This is a genomic window from Rhizobium sp. PEPV16, assembly GCF_008919455.1.
Classification (GTDB): Bacteria; Pseudomonadota; Alphaproteobacteria; order Rhizobiales; family Rhizobiaceae; genus Rhizobium; species Rhizobium leguminosarum_Q.
This window is the reverse complement of record NZ_VSZV01000334.1, coordinates 20,554-36,926: the sequence shown is the minus strand read 5'-3', so window position 1 is coordinate 36,926 and position 16,373 is coordinate 20,554. Positions and strand designations below refer to the sequence as shown.

18 protein-coding genes are annotated in these 16,373 nt (G+C 61.7%); 10 read left to right on the top strand and 8 right to left on the bottom strand.

Annotated elements, in window-relative coordinates:
- The first annotated feature begins 20 nt into the window (after positions 1 to 20).
- Entirely contained in the window at positions 21 to 281 is a 261-nt protein-coding gene (locus tag FY112_RS24175) for a DUF1344 domain-containing protein (protein ID WP_003569889.1), read from the top strand.
- Positions 282 to 310: 29 nt separating this feature from the next.
- Here the strand turns inward: FY112_RS24175 and FY112_RS24170 are convergent, their stop codons facing one another.
- From FY112_RS24170 to FY112_RS24155, 4 genes are all read right to left on the bottom strand, one after another.
- Positions 311 to 901 (bottom strand): histidine phosphatase family protein, encoded by a 591-nt coding sequence (locus FY112_RS24170; protein ID WP_151519438.1) that lies wholly within the window; start codon positions 899 to 901, stop codon positions 311 to 313.
- A 23-nt stretch (positions 902 to 924) separates the two neighbouring features.
- Positions 925 to 1,743, bottom strand: coding sequence for an enoyl-ACP reductase FabI (fabI, locus tag FY112_RS24165; RefSeq protein ID WP_017959252.1), 819 nt, complete (start codon positions 1,741 to 1,743; stop codon positions 925 to 927).
- 121 nt (positions 1,744 to 1,864) lie between these two features.
- Entirely contained in the window at positions 1,865 to 3,064 is a 1,200-nt protein-coding gene (locus FY112_RS24160) for a DnaJ C-terminal domain-containing protein (RefSeq protein ID WP_181018273.1), read from the bottom strand.
- Between the two features lie 279 nt (positions 3,065 to 3,343).
- Positions 3,344 to 3,802, bottom strand: coding sequence for an RT0821/Lpp0805 family surface protein (locus FY112_RS24155; RefSeq protein WP_151519437.1), 459 nt, complete (start codon positions 3,800 to 3,802; stop codon positions 3,344 to 3,346).
- A 65-nt stretch (positions 3,803 to 3,867) separates the two neighbouring features.
- Between FY112_RS24155 and pdxH the strand changes: the two genes are divergently transcribed.
- Positions 3,868 to 4,488 carry a pyridoxamine 5'-phosphate oxidase gene (gene pdxH / locus FY112_RS24150; protein ID WP_017959255.1) on the top strand — a complete coding sequence of 207 codons (621 nt, stop codon included), beginning with the start codon at positions 3,868 to 3,870 and terminating at the stop codon, positions 4,486 to 4,488.
- A gap of 5 nt (positions 4,489 to 4,493) precedes the next feature.
- On the opposite strand, the gene FY112_RS24145 is transcribed toward pdxH, so the two are convergent.
- Positions 4,494 to 5,531 (bottom strand): polysaccharide deacetylase family protein, encoded by a 1,038-nt coding sequence (locus tag FY112_RS24145; protein WP_094086587.1) that lies wholly within the window; start codon positions 5,529 to 5,531, stop codon positions 4,494 to 4,496.
- A 262-nt stretch (positions 5,532 to 5,793) separates the two neighbouring features.
- Between FY112_RS24145 and FY112_RS24140 the strand changes: the two genes are divergently transcribed.
- Positions 5,794 to 7,077 carry a D-alanyl-D-alanine carboxypeptidase family protein gene (locus FY112_RS24140; RefSeq protein ID WP_131709924.1) on the top strand — a complete coding sequence of 428 codons (1,284 nt, stop codon included), beginning with the start codon at positions 5,794 to 5,796 and terminating at the stop codon, positions 7,075 to 7,077.
- 98 nt (positions 7,078 to 7,175) lie between these two features.
- On the top strand, positions 7,176 to 7,493 hold the full coding sequence (locus FY112_RS24135; RefSeq protein ID WP_017959258.1) for a pyrophosphatase: 318 nt from the start codon (positions 7,176 to 7,178) through the stop codon (positions 7,491 to 7,493).
- Between the two features lie 112 nt (positions 7,494 to 7,605).
- On the opposite strand, the gene FY112_RS24130 is transcribed toward FY112_RS24135, so the two are convergent.
- From FY112_RS24130 to FY112_RS24120, 3 genes are all read right to left on the bottom strand, one after another.
- Positions 7,606 to 8,097: a GNAT family N-acetyltransferase gene (locus FY112_RS24130; RefSeq protein ID WP_131623014.1), complete on the bottom strand. Its 492-nt coding sequence runs from the start codon at positions 8,095 to 8,097 to the stop codon at positions 7,606 to 7,608.
- 15 nt (positions 8,098 to 8,112) lie between these two features.
- On the bottom strand, positions 8,113 to 9,528 hold the full coding sequence (gene tldD / locus FY112_RS24125; protein ID WP_151519436.1) for a metalloprotease TldD: 1,416 nt from the start codon (positions 9,526 to 9,528) through the stop codon (positions 8,113 to 8,115).
- A gap of 438 nt (positions 9,529 to 9,966) precedes the next feature.
- Entirely contained in the window at positions 9,967 to 10,632 is a 666-nt protein-coding gene (locus FY112_RS24120) for an invasion associated locus B family protein (RefSeq protein ID WP_017959261.1), read from the bottom strand.
- A 316-nt stretch (positions 10,633 to 10,948) separates the two neighbouring features.
- On the opposite strand from FY112_RS24120, the gene coxB reads away from it, so the two are divergent.
- The 6 genes from coxB (at position 10,949) to FY112_RS24095 (ending at position 16,274) form a co-directional block, all read left to right on the top strand.
- A complete protein-coding gene (gene coxB / locus FY112_RS24115; protein WP_094086583.1) occupies positions 10,949 to 11,833 on the top strand; it encodes a cytochrome c oxidase subunit II in 885 nt (294 codons plus the stop codon).
- Positions 11,834 to 11,850: 17 nt separating this feature from the next.
- A complete protein-coding gene (ctaD, locus tag FY112_RS24110) occupies positions 11,851 to 13,572 on the top strand; it encodes a cytochrome c oxidase subunit I (protein ID WP_017959263.1) in 1,722 nt (573 codons plus the stop codon).
- A 66-nt stretch (positions 13,573 to 13,638) separates the two neighbouring features.
- Complete coding sequence (locus tag FY112_RS24105) at positions 13,639 to 14,589, top strand: heme o synthase (protein ID WP_094086581.1); 951 nt, start codon at positions 13,639 to 13,641, stop codon at positions 14,587 to 14,589.
- Complete coding sequence (locus tag FY112_RS36915; RefSeq protein ID WP_020048779.1) at positions 14,589 to 14,729, top strand: hypothetical protein; 141 nt, start codon at positions 14,589 to 14,591, stop codon at positions 14,727 to 14,729. Before FY112_RS24105 ends, FY112_RS36915 begins: the two co-directional genes overlap by 1 nt.
- Entirely contained in the window at positions 14,726 to 15,334 is a 609-nt protein-coding gene (locus FY112_RS24100; RefSeq protein WP_151519435.1) for a cytochrome c oxidase assembly protein, read from the top strand. Before FY112_RS36915 ends, FY112_RS24100 begins: the two co-directional genes overlap by 4 nt.
- Positions 15,335 to 15,395: 61 nt before the next feature.
- Positions 15,396 to 16,274 carry a cytochrome c oxidase subunit 3 gene (locus FY112_RS24095; RefSeq protein ID WP_003545992.1) on the top strand — a complete coding sequence of 293 codons (879 nt, stop codon included), beginning with the start codon at positions 15,396 to 15,398 and terminating at the stop codon, positions 16,272 to 16,274.
- Positions 16,275 to 16,373 lie beyond the last annotated feature (99 nt).

Sequence of the window (16,373 nt, the reverse complement as noted above, 5' to 3'; positions counted from 1 at the left end):
CGTCTTAAAGGATTGTCGCCATGCGTTTCGTCGTCGCCACGCTTTTGGCAACAGCAAGCTTCCTGTCACCGATGAGCGGTTTTGCCGAGAGCGCCGATGTCGAGGCGACGATCAAGAAGGTCGACACGGCCAACCTCGTGCTGACGCTCGACGACGGCAAAACCTATCAGGCGCCCGAGGAATTCAATTTCGACGGTCTCGAAGCCGGCGTGAAGGTGATCGTCTTCTATACCGAGGTCGACGGCAAGCGCGTTATCAACGATCTCGATATCGTTAAATAGGCAGCGGGTGAGGGGCGGGCTTGCAATGCCTACAGCCAGGCGATCGTCCGCTCAGTGGTGTCGATCCTGGCGATTCGGTCCTGCGGGATCGCGCCTTCCGCGGCACTGCTCTTCGGCAGGTCTGAGATCGTCTGGAAAAGCGTGCGGATGACGCCGCCATGGGTCACGCAGACCGTCGGACGATCGACGGAGTTCAGCCATGAGCCGGTGCGCCAGGAGAGGATTTCATAGCTTTCCGCGTCATCGCCGGGCGGGATGAAATCCCATTTCGAGGCGTTGCGTTCCGCCACCCGCTCGCGCTGCGTCGCCTTCAGCTCCTTGATCGTCGAGCCTTCCCAGTCGCCGAAGGAAATTTCCACCAGTCTCGGATCGGTGCGATAGGCAAGCGGCGCCAAGCCCATGGCGGTGCGCATGATTTCCATCGTCGCGCGTGTGCGCTGAAGCGGGCTTGCGACGAAATCGAATTCGCCGACCTTATCGCCGAGAATCTCCGCCAGCGCGATACCGTTCTGCCGGGCCTGTTCCAGGCCCGTGGCATTCATCGGGATGTCCTTCTGCCCCTGCAGGCGCCGCTCTGCATTCCAGGCGGTTTGGCCGTGTCTGATCACATAGATAAGCACGGTCTCGCATCCATATGGAAAAATCAGTCCTTGACGACGGAAATGTCGGGCGCGTCGACCGCCTTCATGCCGATGACATGATAGCCGCTGTCAGCATGGTGCACTTCGCCGGTGACGGAGCGCGACAGATCCGACAGGAGATAGAGGCCGACATCGCCGACTTCCTCGATGGTGACGGTGCGGCGCAGCGGCGCGTTATATTCGTTCCACTTCAGAATATAGCGGAAATCTCCGATGCCGGAGGCGGCAAGCGTCTTGATCGGTCCAGCCGAGATGGCATTGACACGGATGTTCTGCGGTCCGAGGTCGACGGCGAGATATTTGACGCTGGCTTCGAGCGCGGCCTTGGCGACACCCATGACGTTATAATTCGGCATCACCTTTTCGGCGCCGTAATAGGTCAGCGTCAGCATGGCGCCGCCATCCGTCATCAGCTTCTCGGCGCGGCGTGCGACCGAGGTGAAGGAATAGACGGAGATCTGCATCGTCTTGGTGAAATTGTCGGGCGAAGTGTCGACGTAGCGGCCGGTCAGTTCGTCCTTGTCGGAGAAGCCGATCGCATGCACGAGGAAATCGATCTTGCCCCAGAGTTTTTCGACGTTTTCGAAAACCGCGTCGATGGTGGCTTCGTCGGCGACGTCACAATGGCCGACGAGCGTCGCGTCGATCTCGGCGGCGAGCGGCTCGACGCGCTTCTTCAGCGCATCGCCCTGATAGGTGAACGCGACTTCTCCGCCCTGGGCATGAATGGCCTTGGCAATACCCCACGCAATCGAACGATTGTTGGCGACACCCATGATGACGCCGCGTTTGCCTGCCATGAGGCCGGATGCTTGAGCCATATTTCGCTCCCTAGGATTCTGATCGATCCTGCCTATGGCATAGGCCGTTAATCGGTTCAAGCTTGGCCGGGATCATCAACTGTTAGGGATCGTAATAAAGGGTGCGAATGTCATAAAAAATTCATAGGAACAGGCCTTCGCGCATGCTCCGCATGAGATCGGTGATTTTGTCGTCGGGTTTTTCCCACAGGATAATGCGCAATTCGACGACCAGATCGCCTTTGACGCCCTCTTCGCGGGGCAATCCCTGGCCGGGAATTCTAATCGTCTTGTCCGAGCCGGACCATGCGGGGATCGTCACGTTCAGCGGCCCGCTCGGTCCTTCGATACGCGCCTCGGTGCCGAGCACGGCATTTTCGATGCTGAGCGGCAGCACGGCGTGCAGATCGAAACCGTCGACCGTGAAGCGCGGATCGGCTGCGATGCGAATGTTGATGACGGCGTCGCCGCGCTGCATGCCAGGCAGCTTGAAGCCCTGTCCCTTGAGCCTGATCTCGTGACCGTCGGTCGTGCCTGCCGGCAAGGCGAAGCCGATTTCGCGGCCCTCCGGCAGCGACGCGGTGATCCAGCCGCTCTTCAATACGTCGTCGATCGTGACCGTCGCCGTCGTCACCTCATCCGGTGCCTTTTCCAGGCCGGTATCCTTGGCGCCGGTGAAACGGCGTACCAGGTTTGTCAGGATGCTGAGCGGCAGCGACAGGTTGGCGGCGGCATTTTGCCCGGCTTCGCCCGCTTCCTCGTCGCCCTTGATCTCGGTCTCGGCGGCATCGCCATCCATGCGCCTGCCGGTCTCGCCCTGGGCGTTTTGGGCCTGATATTGCGTCTGCTGGGCGCGACCCTGCGCCTGGCCGCCGCCGGCCGCGCGCGCCTGGGCGCCAAAAATGCGATCCACCATCTCGTCGGCGGCCTCGGTAGCGCCTGCCTGTTGCCTGGAGCCGTCGGCGGCGGCCTTCTGGGCGGCGCGCGCCAGCTCTTCCATCACGCGCTCGGCATTGGCCTGCGCCGCCTTGGCGCGCACGGCCGCCTCGCGGGCGGCCTGGCGCTGCTGCATGATCGTCTGTTCGTGCTTCTTGGCTTCCGCCATCCGCAAGGCATTGTCGAACAGGCTGCGTTTGCGCGGGTCCTTCAGGGTTTCATAGGCGCGGCCGATCTCGGCGAACCGGGCCGTCGCCGTCGGGTCGTCCTGATTGTGGTCGGGATGGGCTGATTTGGCCATGTTGCGCCAGGCCGCCTTGATCTCGTCTGCTGCCGCGTCGCGCTTGACGCCCAGAATTTTGTAAGGATCGCGCATGTCAAAACCGCCGGTGTTGCGATGCGGCAAGCCTCGTCCCTGCCCGGCATCCCCGTCCAATAAAACCTGTGTGGCGCCACCCGCCGCAAAGGCAGGAACAGCCACTCTCAACGCCGATCCTGCGGGCCGAGTTGCTAATCACTTGTTATTTCTGTGAAGAGATGTGGGGTGTTTCGCGGTAAATGGTTAGCTCTTTGCTAAGCATTCGGCAGAAAGCGGTCACGCGTTAACCTGTTGGGGAGGGCGCGCGCCCCGCGTCTTTTCGAACGCCCAAAAGGACGCTGTAACTTTTGAACGACCTTAGGAAGATCAGCTTTCCGGCTGGAAGCTCAGAAGCTGCCAGTTGCCGCCGCCGACAAGGCAGGTCTTGCCGTAGAATTTGGCGATGCCGACATAGGAATGCCGGGTCGTGCGGAACTGGCGGCAGACCTGGCCGGACTCGTTATTCTCGACGATCGTATCGATGACGCCGGCACTGCCGGTCGATGCGTTCGCCCAGGGGAGCGGCTGGCCCTCGAGCCTTTGCACGTCGGCTGAGGTCACGGCGTTGCGCACGGTCATTTCGTCGGAAAGCGTGTCGGTGCTCGGCGGCGTCTGCGGCACGGTGCCGGTTGCCACCGACCGGTCGACCTTGGCTTCACTCAGGAAATCCATGCCGCCGCCGACGCAGCCGGACAGCGACAACATCGCGACGCCGGTGACGAAGAACACACTCCTGCGGCGCCGCAGGCCCTTTGTATGGCGAGATGACTTTGCTATGACTTCCACCCTGCATCCTGTCCAGTTATCAAAAGCTGGGCGAGTTTTGAATAATCCGGGGCATTTGAACCAATATGTCGGCAAACGAGTTAACAAGCGGTGACTTTACCGAAAGTGGCGAGCCCTTCAAGCTCTTTGCCGAATGGCTGAAAGAAGCCGAGGCTTCCGAGCCCAATGACCCCAATGCTGTGGCGCTGGCAACGGTCGATGAGGATGGTCTTCCCAATGTCCGCATGGTTCTCCTGAAGGGATTCGACGACGACGGTTTCGTCTTTTACACCAATTTCGAGAGCCAGAAAGGCCGCGAAATTCTCGGCCAGAAAAAGGCGGCCATGTGCTTTCATTGGAAAAGCCTGCGTCGTCAGGTCAGGCTGCGCGGTCCCGTCGAGATCGTCACCGATGCCGAAGCCGACGCCTATTTCAAGACGCGGGCGCGCGGCAGCCGCATCGGCGCCTGGGCCTCCAGACAATCCCGCCCGCTCGAAAGCCGGTTCGCGCTGGAAAAGGCCGTGGCCGAATATACCGCGCGCTATGCCATCGGCGAGATTCCGCGCCCCGCCCACTGGTCGGGCTTCCGCATCCGGCCGACCTCGATCGAATTCTGGAAGGACCAGAAATTCCGCCTGCATGACCGCGTCGAATTCCGCCGCCCATTACCGGAAGGCGAATGGGACAAGGTGCGAATGTACCCGTAACGAGCTTACCTGCCCATCAGCTTCAACGGTATGCCGGAGGCGAGCGCCGAGACGTAGCGTCGCTTCTGGTAGAAGCCGTTGAGCGAAATGCGCGGGAGATAGCCGGTCAATTGCGCTGACGGCAGCCCGGGCTGCGTGGTGACCGCAAGCGTAAAGCCGAGATTGCGGGCGATGCGTGCCTCGCGGGCGGTCGCAGCATCAGGCGTGCCATAGGGATAGGCGATCGTCTCGGGACGGATGCCGGTCGCCGCCTCGACGTAATCCGCCGAAACCTGCATCTCGATTCGCGCTTCGGCTTCCGGCAGCCGGGCCAGTGCGCGATGGCTGATCGTATGGGCGCCGAGCGTTGCGAGCGGATGAGCCGCCAGCCATTGCAATTCGCCTGGCCCCATCACCAGCTCGCGGACGATATCCGTCGGCTCGATGCCGTTTTCGCGCGCCAGCAGATCGATGGCGGCAACGGCGCGCGCCTCCTCGGAGCCGTGGATATAGGCGGCAAAGCGGTCGAAGGCATGCCATTGCTGCTGTGGGCTGTCGAGCGCCAGGCGCTCTCTGCCGCGGCCGAAATCGAAGTAGATTTCGCTCGGCCGGCGCAGGAGGACGGCGAGCGTTTCCCACCAGATGCTGTGAGAGCCTTCGGCAAAACCCTTGGCGACGAACACCGTGAACGGCGCCTGATGCCGCTCGAACACCGGCAACGCATGTTCCAGATTGTTGCTGTATCCGTCGTCCAGCGTGAACGCCGCGAAGGGCTTTGCGCCTTCCGGCTCCGCCAGCAGCGCCGGCACTTGATCAAGCGGCACGAAGCGGTAGCCCTCTCGCCGCAGCCGCCGCAGCGCCGCGTCGAGAAAACGGGGGGTGATTTCGAGATGCGCATTCGGCTCGAAGGCCTGGGGCGCGTGCGGGCGGACATGATGCAGCGTAAAGACGACGCCGCGCCCGCGCGCTTCGCGCATCAGTCCGACTGACGCGAGCAGCCAGGAAAACTCGAGCCCGGCGCCGATCGCCAGTCGCTTGCCCAATCGCTTGAATTGTCCCGTCATGCGGCGCCTATCCCTTGCCTTTTCAGGAAACTAGCAAGCGCGACTTAAGCCTTGCTGAATCCCGATCCGGCACGGGTCTTTGATTTCCTGTTAACCAAGACGATGAAAAGACTAGAAAAATAATAGGAGTTGCCTCAAAGTCGCGCCAAACTTACTGCTTCTGTCACATTACGGCACAAATGCCGGTCTGACCGAGAGCCGGCGTTAAGGGCTGCGCATCAGGGACCAGCGTATGAGGGGCCAGGGTATGAGGGGAAAGTGCATGAGAAAGCTTTTGGCGGCTGTTTTGACCGTAACGCTTGCCGTTTCGGCGCCGCTTGCGGCCCTTGCCGGCAACGCTTCGCTGATCCTCGATGCCCGGACCGGCAAGGTTCTCGCCTCCGAAAACGCCGATACGCTGAACCATCCGGCCTCGCTGACGAAGATGATGACGCTCTATCTCACCTTCGAGGCGTTGAAGCGCGGCAAGATCACCTGGGACACGCCGATCCGGATGTCGAAATACGCAGCTGCACGCCCGCCGACAAAGCTTGGCGTCAAGGCGGGCGGCACGATCACCGTGCGCGAGGCGGTCTATGGCATGATCGTCAAATCGGCCAATGATGCTGCCTCCGCCATGGGCGAAAAGCTCGCCGGCTCAGAAAGCGGTTTTGCCCGGGTGATGACGGCCAAAGCCCGCCAGCTCGGCATGAGCCGCACCGTCTTCGTCAACGCATCCGGTCTGCCGGACGGCCGCCAGGTCACGACGGCGCGTGACATGTCGACGCTCGCCATCGCGCTGATGAAGAATTACCCGAACGAATACCGGCTGTTTTCGACGGCCAGTTTCAATTTCCGCGGCCGGACGGTGCGCGGCCACAACAATCTCATGTACCGCTACCAGGGCATGGACGGCATCAAGACCGGCTATACCAACGCCTCCGGCTTCAACCTCGTCAGCGCCGTCAGAGACGGCAACCGCCGCGTGGTCGGCGTCGTGCTCGGCGGCCGCACCGCCCGCAGCCGCGACGCCAAGATGGCTGGTTTGCTCGACCGTTATCTCGGCCGTGCCTCGTCTTCCGGCGGCGCAAAGCTGATGGCGAGCGTCGGCGCGAGGGAACCCGTCGAAGTCGCGTCCGCCGCCGAGGCCTCCGATGTTCCGGTGCCGCTCAACGCACCGCGCCCGGCCGACGATCTCGCAGCAAAGAGCCTTGCCTATGCCGACGACGCCGTCGTGCCTCTGGAGCGTCCCGTCGCGATGGACGAGATCCTCAACGCCGGCAAGATGCCGAAGACATCGGCAGAGAAGACCAATGGCGACTGGCAGATCCAGATCTCGGCCGCACCGAGTGCCGATGCGGCGCGTGCACTTCTCGCCCAGGCGAAGTCGGAAGGCGGCGCACCGCTGGTGTCCGCCTCGCCCTATACGGAGGCGGTCGGGCAGGGGGTCAACAAGATCTATCGCGCCCGCTTCGTCGGCTTCGCCAGCAAGGATGCCGCCGTCTCGGCCTGCGATGCGCTGAAGCAACGCTCCTATGACTGCATGCTGCTGCCGGACCACGGCTGATTGCCACTCCAGCACTCCGGACAATCCACGCGGGACAATCCCACGCTGGACAAACATTGGGAATCAGCGTCTCCTCCATAAACAAAAGGAGAACGTTCATGCTGCGCCGTCTCGCCGATCAGTTCGAAATTTCTTCCTCCACCCATGTCGCGGCCCACGGCATCGAGCGTGATGCCGATTGGTTCCTTCTGAAACTGCAGGAGGAAATGGGCGAGCTGACACAGGCCTGGAACCGGCTGACCGGGCGCGGTCGTGCGAAGGGGCGTTCACCGGAAGATATGCAGCAAGACCTTGCCGACGAGACCGCCGACGTCCTCGGCCATCTTATGCTGTTTGCCCGTCACAACGATCTCGATCTTGCCGCCGCGATCGAACGAAAGTGGCTGTTTCGGCCGGCGCAAACGTCGAAGAGCTGATGCAACGCGCCGAAAATGCGCAGTGTGTTTGGGGGCGACGGCATTTCGATGTGACGGGCTTTAGGCGAGACTGTCCCTCGTCAACCGCACCAGGATTCTCCCGCAGCTTAAGTCAGCCGACCTTATAGCGGTAGAATTTGCTGTCCACCGCCATCAGCGGGAAGGCGCGGGGCAGGGCGCTCTTGGCGATCTCGCTAAAGCCGTTCTTCTCGTAGAAGCGATGCGCGGCGACGAACTTGTCCGTCGTGCCGAGGAAGATATCGGTGAGGCCGACATCCCTGGCATGGGCAAACAGGTAATCGAGAAGCCGTGCGGCCACGCCATGCTCGGAGCCGCGAACTTCAGCTGAGACGAACATCTTGCGCAGCGCCGCCTGGTTATTGCCGATATCCTTGAGCCCGACCGTGCCGACGATGGCGCCATCCTTGACGGCAACCCAGAACTGTCCCTTGCCGGACTGGTAGAAATCCGGGATGACCCTAAGATCCGGCTGCTCATCCGCGGTGATATCGATGCCGAATTCCTCGCGCTGGATCGGCAGGATCACCGAAAGCACGTCATCGGCGTCGTCGGCGGTGAAGGTTCTGATTTCGACGTCCGCCATGATAGATCCTTTCGCTCAGGTCTGCGTGCCGCCGACCGTCACCTGATCCATGCGCAGATGCGGCTGGCCGACGCCGACAGGAACCCATTGGCCGGCCTTGCCGCAATTGCCGATGCCGGTATCGAGCTTCATGTCGTTGCCGATCATCGACACCCGCTTCATCGCATCCGGGCCGTTGCCGATCAGCATCGCGCCCTTGATCGGAGCGCCGACCTTGCCGTTCTCGATGAGATAGGCCTCGGTGCAGCCGAAGACGAACTTGCCGGAGGTGATGTCCACCTGGCCACCGCCGAAGGAGACGGCATAGATGCCCTTCTTCACCGAGGCGATGATCTCCTCGGGCGTCTTGTCGCCGCCGAGCATGTAGGTGTTGGTCATGCGCGGCATCGGCACATGGGAATAGCCCTGGCGGCGGCCGTTGCCGGTGGGCGCCATGCCCATCAGCCGGGCATTCTGCCGGTCCTGCATATAACCGACAAGCTTGCCGTTTTCGATCAGCACGTTGTAGGCGGACGGCGTGCCCTCGTCATCGATGGTGATCGAGCCGCGGCGATTGTCGATCGTGCCGTCATCGACGACAGTGACGCCGGGAGCGGCGACCATCTGGCCGAGAAGACCGGCAAAGGCCGAGGTCTTCTTGCGGTTGAAATCGCCTTCCAGCCCGTGACCGACCGCCTCGTGCAGCATCACGCCCGGCCAGCCGGAGCCGAGCACCACGTCCATCGTGCCCGCCGGCGCATCGATCGCCTCGAGATTGACGAGCGCCTGGCGCAGCGCCTCGTCGGCGCCGTATTGCCAGCTGCCCTCGGCGATGAAATCACCGAAGCCGATGCGCCCGCCGTGGCCATAGGAGCCGCTCTCCTGCCGATCGCCTTCGCCGACCATCACCGAAATGTTGATGCGCGTCATCGGCCTGATGTCGCGCACACGGTGTCCGTCGGCGCGCAGGATATCGACGACCTGCCAGCTTGCGGCAACCGAGGCCGTCACCTGGCGCACCTTGTCATCCTTACCCCTGAGATAGGCGTCGATGTCCTGCAGGACCTTGCCCTTCTCCTCGAAGCTCGGCTGACCGATCGGGTTCTCGTCGCTGTAGAATTTCTTGTTGGTGCCCTGGGGCGCTGCCGCATAGGAGCCGGAATAGCCGCGTGTCACCGCGCCGACGGCATCGGCCGCCCGCTTCAGCGCCGCCACCGAGAGATCGCCGGCATGGGCATAGCCGACCGCTTCGCCGGCAACGGCCCGCAAGCCGAAACCCTGTTCGGTATTGAAGCTGCCGCCCTTGAGCCGGCCATTGTCGAAGGTCAGCGCTTCCGCCTGCGCATGCTCGATGAACAGTTCGCCGTCATCGGCGCCGGACAGGGCCTCGGCGACGTGCTTGCGCATCGTGGCTTCGTCGGCATCGAAGAGCGTCAGGAGATCGGTGGTCATGGTAATGGCTCCAATAGGCATGCGTTCAGGAATGCACTTACTCCCTAGATAGGGCTCCACATAATAAGGAGTGAAGCCCCGCCGTCGAATTATTCTTTGTTGGGCAAGGATGATGTGGCGAGATGGAACGTACCATGTGATGAGTTGGCGGGGAACGGAGAGGGCGCGGCGCAATCTCTTCTCCCCTCGGGGAGAAGGTGCCGGCAGGCGGATGAGGGGGCCACACGGCACATCCTTCACGTAAACCCTATTCCCGGTTCGCTAACGACAACACCGCGCCCACAAGACCCTGAGCACGGTCGAGATGACGCCAGCGCTGTCGAAGCCCGTATGGGCGTTGTTGAAAAGACCGGCTTCGCCGGCCCCCTCATCCGCCCTACGGGTACCTTCTCCCCGCTGGGGAGAAGAGGGAATCGAGACGTCGCGACTAGCCTGCCCTCACGGCAGAGCGTCGAAACCTTCGGCGAAGCCCTTGAGGTCGACGGGGATGCCGATGCCTTCTTCCGGGGTCTGGAAGACGATGAAGGTTGCCTGGGCGCCGCTGCGGAAGGTCTTGAGCAACTCATCCTCGAGCACGACCTCTGCATAGCAGCCGTCGGCAAAGCAGCGGACGAAATAGGCGCGGCCGATATCCTTGCCGTCGACATTGAGCCCGAGGCCGTTCGGCAGCAGCACGCCAAGTGGTGCCAGCACGCGCAGGATCTTCGACTTGCGGTCGGCCGTCTTCAGGACGACGACGGAAAGCCCGACCTCCGGCCGATCCTCGGCGATGACATTCTGCATCAGCGCGCATTGTTCGGTCGCCGCACCCGCCGGCTTGTCGCAGACGACGGACCATGCGCCATGATTGGACTTCACCGTGCCCGGCGCCGGGGGCTGTGTCTGGCCAGGCACCGGTTCGACATTCGGTTTGGCGGCGCTCGGCTGTTGCGGCACCGGAGCAGGGGCCGGTGCCGGCGCGGAAGCCGGGGGCTTGGCCTGTGACGGGGTGGGTTGCTGCTGGGCGAAAACGGGCGTCGTCGCTGCGGCCGCGATGCTGGCAGTCAGGAGAAGCGACTGCGCGAGGGAACGGAAACCCATGGAAACCTCTGGATATCGAATCATTGCGGCTATTGTTGAAGCTGCCCACCAAAAATGAAAAGCCCCACCCCGTGAAAACCGGGGGACTGCGGCGGAAATTGGACCTTTCCGAAATAATGTGTCGCGCACGGATTGGCCGGAAAGCCGATTTTTCATATGCTGATGAAAAACTTGGGATGTTTTGCCGTTCGAGCCTGCCTATGCTTTGAGCAAAAATGCCGCATAGACAATTGCTCTGACCTGTTGCGGCAAATGCCAAACTGTGGTTTGAAGCGCTGAAGATGGCAAGGATTCTGCGTTCTATTTTGCAGGTCAAGCGCTCGAGGGAGATACTAAGGTGATGAAGAAGGCTTATGCAGCCCTGACCACGCTGGTCTGTCTGCTTTTTGCTTCCGGCACATATGCCGATCAGCCCACGCCGTGGCAGGCGACGCTGCAGCCGGCGGCAACGCCGATCATGCGGGAAATCCACTGGTTCGAACAATATACCCTGTGGTTTATCGTTCCGATCACGCTCTTCGTTCTGGTCCTGCTCATCGTCGTCTGTTTCAAGTTCCGCGCCAGCGCGAACCCGGTTCCCTCGAAGACGAGCCACAACACGCTGATCGAGATTGCCTGGACCGTGGGGCCGGTCCTGGTGCTTCTTCTTCTCGCCATTCCTTCGTTCAACCTGCTGACGGCGCAGCTGACGCTGCCCGAAAACCCCGACGTGACGATCAAGGCGACCGCCACCCAGTGGCAGTGGAACTACGAATATGAAGGTTCGGGCGAAAGCCCGCTGGCTTTCGATTCCTTCCTGCTGAAGGATCAGGACCGCGCAGCCGCCGGCAAAGAAGACAAGTCGATCTATCCCAGACTTCTCGCCGTCGACAACGAGCTGGTCCTGCCGGTCAACAAGACGGTCCGCGTTCTCGTGACCGCATCACCGACCGACGTCATCCACGCCTTCGCCATGCCGTCCTTCGGCGTCAAGATCGATGCCGTGCCGGGTCGCCTGAACGAGACCTGGTTCAAGGCCGAGCGCGAAGGCCTGTTCTATGGCCAGTGTTCCGAGCTCTGCGGCAAGGACCATGCGTTCATGCCGATCGCCATCCGCGTCGTCTCCGAGGACAAGTACAAGCAGTGGCTGACCGCAGCCGCCAGCGACCTGCCCGGCGCCTACAAGACACTCATGGCCGCAACCGATGGTCCCGCAAAGACCGTTAACGTCGCCGAAGCACAGTAATAAAGGGGATCGGGACAATGGCTGGACCTTCCGCTCACGACGATCATTCTCATGATCACGATCGCACGCATGGCGATCACGCCGCCCATCATGACCACGCGCATGACGATCACGATCACGGGCACAAGCCGAGCTTTGCCAATCGCTGGCTGTTCTCGACCAACCATAAGGACATCGGCACGCTCTACCTGATCTTCGCGATCATTGCCGGCATCATCGGCGGCGCGCTGTCGGTTGCCATGCGTATGGAGCTGCAGGAGCCTGGCATCCAGATCTTCCACGGCCTGGCCTCGATGGTTTACGGCTATGAGGGCGATGCCGCGATCGACGGCGCCAAGCAGATGTTCAACATGTTCACGACAGCGCACGCGCTGATCATGATCTTCTTCATGGTCATGCCGGCGATGATCGGCGGTTTCGCCAACTGGATGGTGCCGATCATGATCGGTGCGCCCGACATGGCCTTCCCGCGCCTCAACAACATCTCCTTCTGGTTGATCGTTCCTGCCTTCATTCTCCTGCTGCTGTCGATGTTCGTCGAAGGCCCGGCAGGCGCCTATGGCACAGGCGGCGGCTGGACGATGTATCCGCCGCTGGCGACAAGCGGCACGCCGGGACCGGCGGTCGACCTTGCAATCTTCGCACTTCACATTGCCGGCGCCTCGTCGATCCTCGGTGCGATCAACTTCATCACCACGATCCTCAACATGCGCGCTCCGGGCATGACGCTGCACAAGATGCCGCTGTTTGCATGGTCCGTGCTGATCACCGCCTTCCTGCTGCTGCTGTCGCTGCCGGTTCTGGCTGGCGGCATCACCATGCTGCTCACCGACCGCAATTTCGGCACGGCATTCTTCTCTCCGGAAGGCGGCGGCGATCCGATCCTCTACCAGCACCTGTTCTGGTTCTTCGGTCACCCCGAGGTCTACATCCTCATCCTGCCGGGCTTCGGCATGGTCAGCCACATTATCTCGACCTTCTCGAGGAAGCCGATCTTCGGCTATCTCGGCATGGCCTACGCCATGGTCGCGATCGGCGCCGTCGGCTTCGTCGTCTGGGCTCACCACATGTACACGGTCGGCCTGTCGCTCGACGCGCAGCGCTACTTCGTCTTCGCGACGATGGTCATCGCCGTTCCGACGGGTGTGAAGATCTTCTCCTGGATCGCGACGATGTGGGGCGGCTCGATCTCGTTCAACACGCCGATGCTCTGGGCGATCGGCTTCATCTTCCTGTTCACGGTCGGCGGCGTGACCGGCGTCCAGCTCGCCAATGCCGGTCTCGACCGCTCGCTGCACGACACCTATTACGTCGTGGCCCACTTCCACTACGTTCTATCGCTCGGCGCCGTATTCGCGATCTTCGCCGGCTGGTACTACTGGTTCCCGAAGATGACCGGCTATTTGTACAGCGAGCTCGTCGGCAAGCTGCATTTCTGGGTCATGTTCATCGGTGTCAACCTGGTGTTCTTCCCGCAGCATTTCCTCGGCCTCGCCGGCATGCCGCGCCGCTACATCGATTATCCGGATGCCTTTGCCGGCTGGAACTATGTTTCCTCGATCGGCTCTTACATCTCGGCCTTCGGTGTGCTGATCTTCCTCTACGGCGTCTTCGAAGCCTTCGCCAGGAAGCGTGTCGCCGGCGACAATCCGTGGGGTGAGGGTGCAACGACGCTCGAGTGGCAGCTGCCTTCGCCGCCGCCCTATCACCAGTGGGAACAGCTTCCGCGCATCAAGTAATTGCGCTGATATCAGGACGCCGCATTCGATACGGCGTCCTGATCGTAAGACATTCAGGACGGAATGATGACGGTCATCGACAATCACGAGGTGCTTGCAAAGGACGGCGAATTGTCGGAAGCGAGTGCGCGCGATTATTTCGAGTTGCTGAAGCCACGGGTCATGTCGCTCGTGGTCTTCACTGCCTTTGCCGGTCTCGTGCTTGCGCCGGGCCACATTCATCCCGTCCTCGGCCTGATCGCCATCCTCTGTATCGCCGTCGGCGCCGGCGCCTCCGGCGCGCTGAACATGTGGTATGATGCCGATATCGACGCCATCATGAGCCGCACCGCCAACCGTCCGATCCCGGCCGGCCGCATCGCGCCCTCCGAGGCACTCGCCTTCGGCCTGGTGCTGTCGGGCTTCTCGGTGGTGATCCTCGGCCTGGCCGTCAACTGGCTCTCGGCCGGCATCCTCGCCTTCACCATCTTCTTTTATGCCGTGGTCTACACCATGTGGCTGAAGCGCTCGACGCCGCAGAACATCGTCATCGGCGGTGCTGCCGGCGCCTTCCCGCCGATGATCGGCTGGGCCTGCGTGACCAACAGCGTGACGATCGAGAGCACTGTTCTCTTCCTCATCATCTTCCTGTGGACGCCGGCGCATTTCTGGGCGCTTGCCCTCTTCAAGATGCGCGACTACGAGGCCGTCGGCGTGCCGATGCTGCCGAACGTTGCCGGCGAACGGGTGACCAAGCATCAGATCGTCGCCTATGCGGTGCTGACCGCCGTCTGCGCGGTATTGCCGTCCTTCCTCGGTTTCGCGAGCCTCGGCTATGGCCTCGTCGCCGCCGCCCTCGGCGCAATCTTCATATACTGTTCCATCGCCGTCTGGCGCATGCCCGACGGCGATGCGAAGATGATCCCGGCGAAGAAGCTCTTCGGTTTCTCGATCTTTTATCTATTCGCCGTGTTCTCCGCCTTGATGATCGACCGGCTGGCGTCGGTGCTGGTCTCGCATGCGGGAGGTTGGTTCTGATGGAATTGGTCAAGCTCACGGAAAAGCAGCTCAAGTCGCGCCGCAACCGCAACATCGCGCTGGGGCTGGTGCTTGCCGGCCTCGTCGTTCTCTTCTACGTGATGGCAATCGTGAAGATCGGCGGGGGAACGGCCGGATGAGCGATAACCCCGCCGCACCGAAGAAGCAGGGGCGCAACAACGGCGCCGTCGTGATGATGTGCCTGAGCTTCGTCTTCGGCATGGGCGCGATGAGCTATGCCGCCGTGCCGCTCTACCGCATCTTCTGCCAGGTGACCGGCTATAACGGCACGACGCAGCGCGTCGACCAGGTGTCGAGCGTCGTGCTCGACCGCACGATGCGCGTCACCTTCGACGCCAATGTCGCCCCCGGCCTGCAATGGGACTTCAAGCCGGTCGAGCGCGAGGTCAATCCGAAGATCGGCGAGACCATCCAGGTCAATTTCACCGCCGAGAATCGTTCGAACGAGACCCAGCGCGGCCAGGCGGTTTTCAACGTCACGCCGGGCGAAGCCGGCGTCTATTTCAACAAGGTGCAATGTTTCTGCTTTAGGGAAACGGACCTGAAGCCGGGCGAGAAGCTCGACATGCCCGTCGTGTTCTACATCGATCCTGAAATCGTCAAGGCGGTGGAATCGAAGAATATCCATACGATCACGCTGTCATACACGTTCTACCCGAAAGAGGGTCCGAAGCCGGTGGCTTCGAATGAGGGTGGAGCGCAGAAGATTGAAAAGAAACTTTGATCAAGGCTCGTTTCCGGCTATGCCGGGAGCGGAGTGAAGGAAGACATCCGGGGATAACGACATGGCCGATGCTCACCAGAAGAATCACGACTATCACATCATCGATCCGAGCCCGTGGCCGATTCTCGCCTCGCTCGGCGCCTTCATCATGGCGCTCGGCGGCGTCTCCTACATGCGTTATCTCAATGGCGGCTCCTTCAAGGTCGCCGGCTTCGAGCTTGCCAATCCCTGGGTTTTCTATATTGGCTTCGCGCTGGTGCTCTACGTCATGTATGGCTGGTGGGCCGATACGGTGAAGGAAGCCCATGAGGGCGCCCACACCCGCGTTGTCTCGCTGCACCTGCGCTACGGCATGATCATGTTCATCGCTTCGGAAGTGATGTTCTTCGTCGCCTGGTTCTGGGCCTATTTCGACGCCAGCCTCTATCCGAATGAAGCGATCCAGGCCTCGCGCCTGCTCTATACCGGCGGCACCTGGCCGCCGAAGGGTATCGAGGTTCTCGACCCCTGGCACCTGCCGATCTACAACACCGTCATCCTGCTCCTGTCGGGCACCACGGTCACCTGGGCGCACCATGCGCTGCTGCACAACGACCGCAAGGGCCTGATCCAGGGCCTGACGCTGACCGTGCTGCTCGGTATGTTCTTCTCTGCCGTTCAGGCCTACGAATATGCTCACGCCCCGTTCGCCTTCAAGAGCTCGATCTACGGCGCGACCTTCTTCATGGCGACCGGTTTCCACGGTTTCCACGTCCTCGTCGGCACGATCTTCCTGGCTGTCTGCCTGATCCGTGCGCTGCGCGGCGACTTCACCCCGAAGCAGCATTTCGGCTTCGAGGCGGCCGCCTGGTACTGGCACTTCGTCGACGTCGTGTGGCTGTTCCTGTTCTTCTGCATCTACGTCTGGGGCGGCTGGGGCGCACCCGTCGCAGCCGGCTGATCGGAACCACAGTCAAGCAAAAGGCGGGCCTCGTGCCCGCCTTTTTTGTTGCCGCGACAGCCCGCACCTTTTCGGAGACGAGAGGGACGTAGCATGCGA

Coding starts and splice junctions, on each gene's coding strand:
- FY112_RS24105 (WP_094086581.1), top strand. CDS start 13,639: ATGACGGTCATCGACAATCACGAGGTGCTTGCAAAGGACGGCGAATTG.
- pdxH (WP_017959255.1), top strand. CDS start 3,868: ATGTCGGCAAACGAGTTAACAAGCGGTGACTTTACCGAAAGTGGCGAG.
- coxB (WP_094086583.1), top strand. CDS start 10,949: ATGAAGAAGGCTTATGCAGCCCTGACCACGCTGGTCTGTCTGCTTTTT.
- ctaD (WP_017959263.1), top strand. CDS start 11,851: ATGGCTGGACCTTCCGCTCACGACGATCATTCTCATGATCACGATCGC.
- FY112_RS24100 (WP_151519435.1), top strand. CDS start 14,726: ATGAGCGATAACCCCGCCGCACCGAAGAAGCAGGGGCGCAACAACGGC.
- fabI (WP_017959252.1), bottom strand. CDS start 1,743: ATGGCTCAAGCATCCGGCCTCATGGCAGGCAAACGCGGCGTCATCATG.
- FY112_RS36915 (WP_020048779.1), top strand. CDS start 14,589: ATGGAATTGGTCAAGCTCACGGAAAAGCAGCTCAAGTCGCGCCGCAAC.
- FY112_RS24095 (WP_003545992.1), top strand. CDS start 15,396: ATGGCCGATGCTCACCAGAAGAATCACGACTATCACATCATCGATCCG.
- FY112_RS24175 (WP_003569889.1), top strand. CDS start 21: ATGCGTTTCGTCGTCGCCACGCTTTTGGCAACAGCAAGCTTCCTGTCA.
- FY112_RS24145 (WP_094086587.1), bottom strand. CDS start 5,531: ATGACGGGACAATTCAAGCGATTGGGCAAGCGACTGGCGATCGGCGCC.
- tldD (WP_151519436.1), bottom strand. CDS start 9,528: ATGACCACCGATCTCCTGACGCTCTTCGATGCCGACGAAGCCACGATG.
- FY112_RS24120 (WP_017959261.1), bottom strand. CDS start 10,632: ATGATTCGATATCCAGAGGTTTCCATGGGTTTCCGTTCCCTCGCGCAG.
- FY112_RS24140 (WP_131709924.1), top strand. CDS start 5,794: ATGAGAAAGCTTTTGGCGGCTGTTTTGACCGTAACGCTTGCCGTTTCG.
- FY112_RS24130 (WP_131623014.1), bottom strand. CDS start 8,097: ATGGCGGACGTCGAAATCAGAACCTTCACCGCCGACGACGCCGATGAC.
- FY112_RS24135 (WP_017959258.1), top strand. CDS start 7,176: ATGCTGCGCCGTCTCGCCGATCAGTTCGAAATTTCTTCCTCCACCCAT.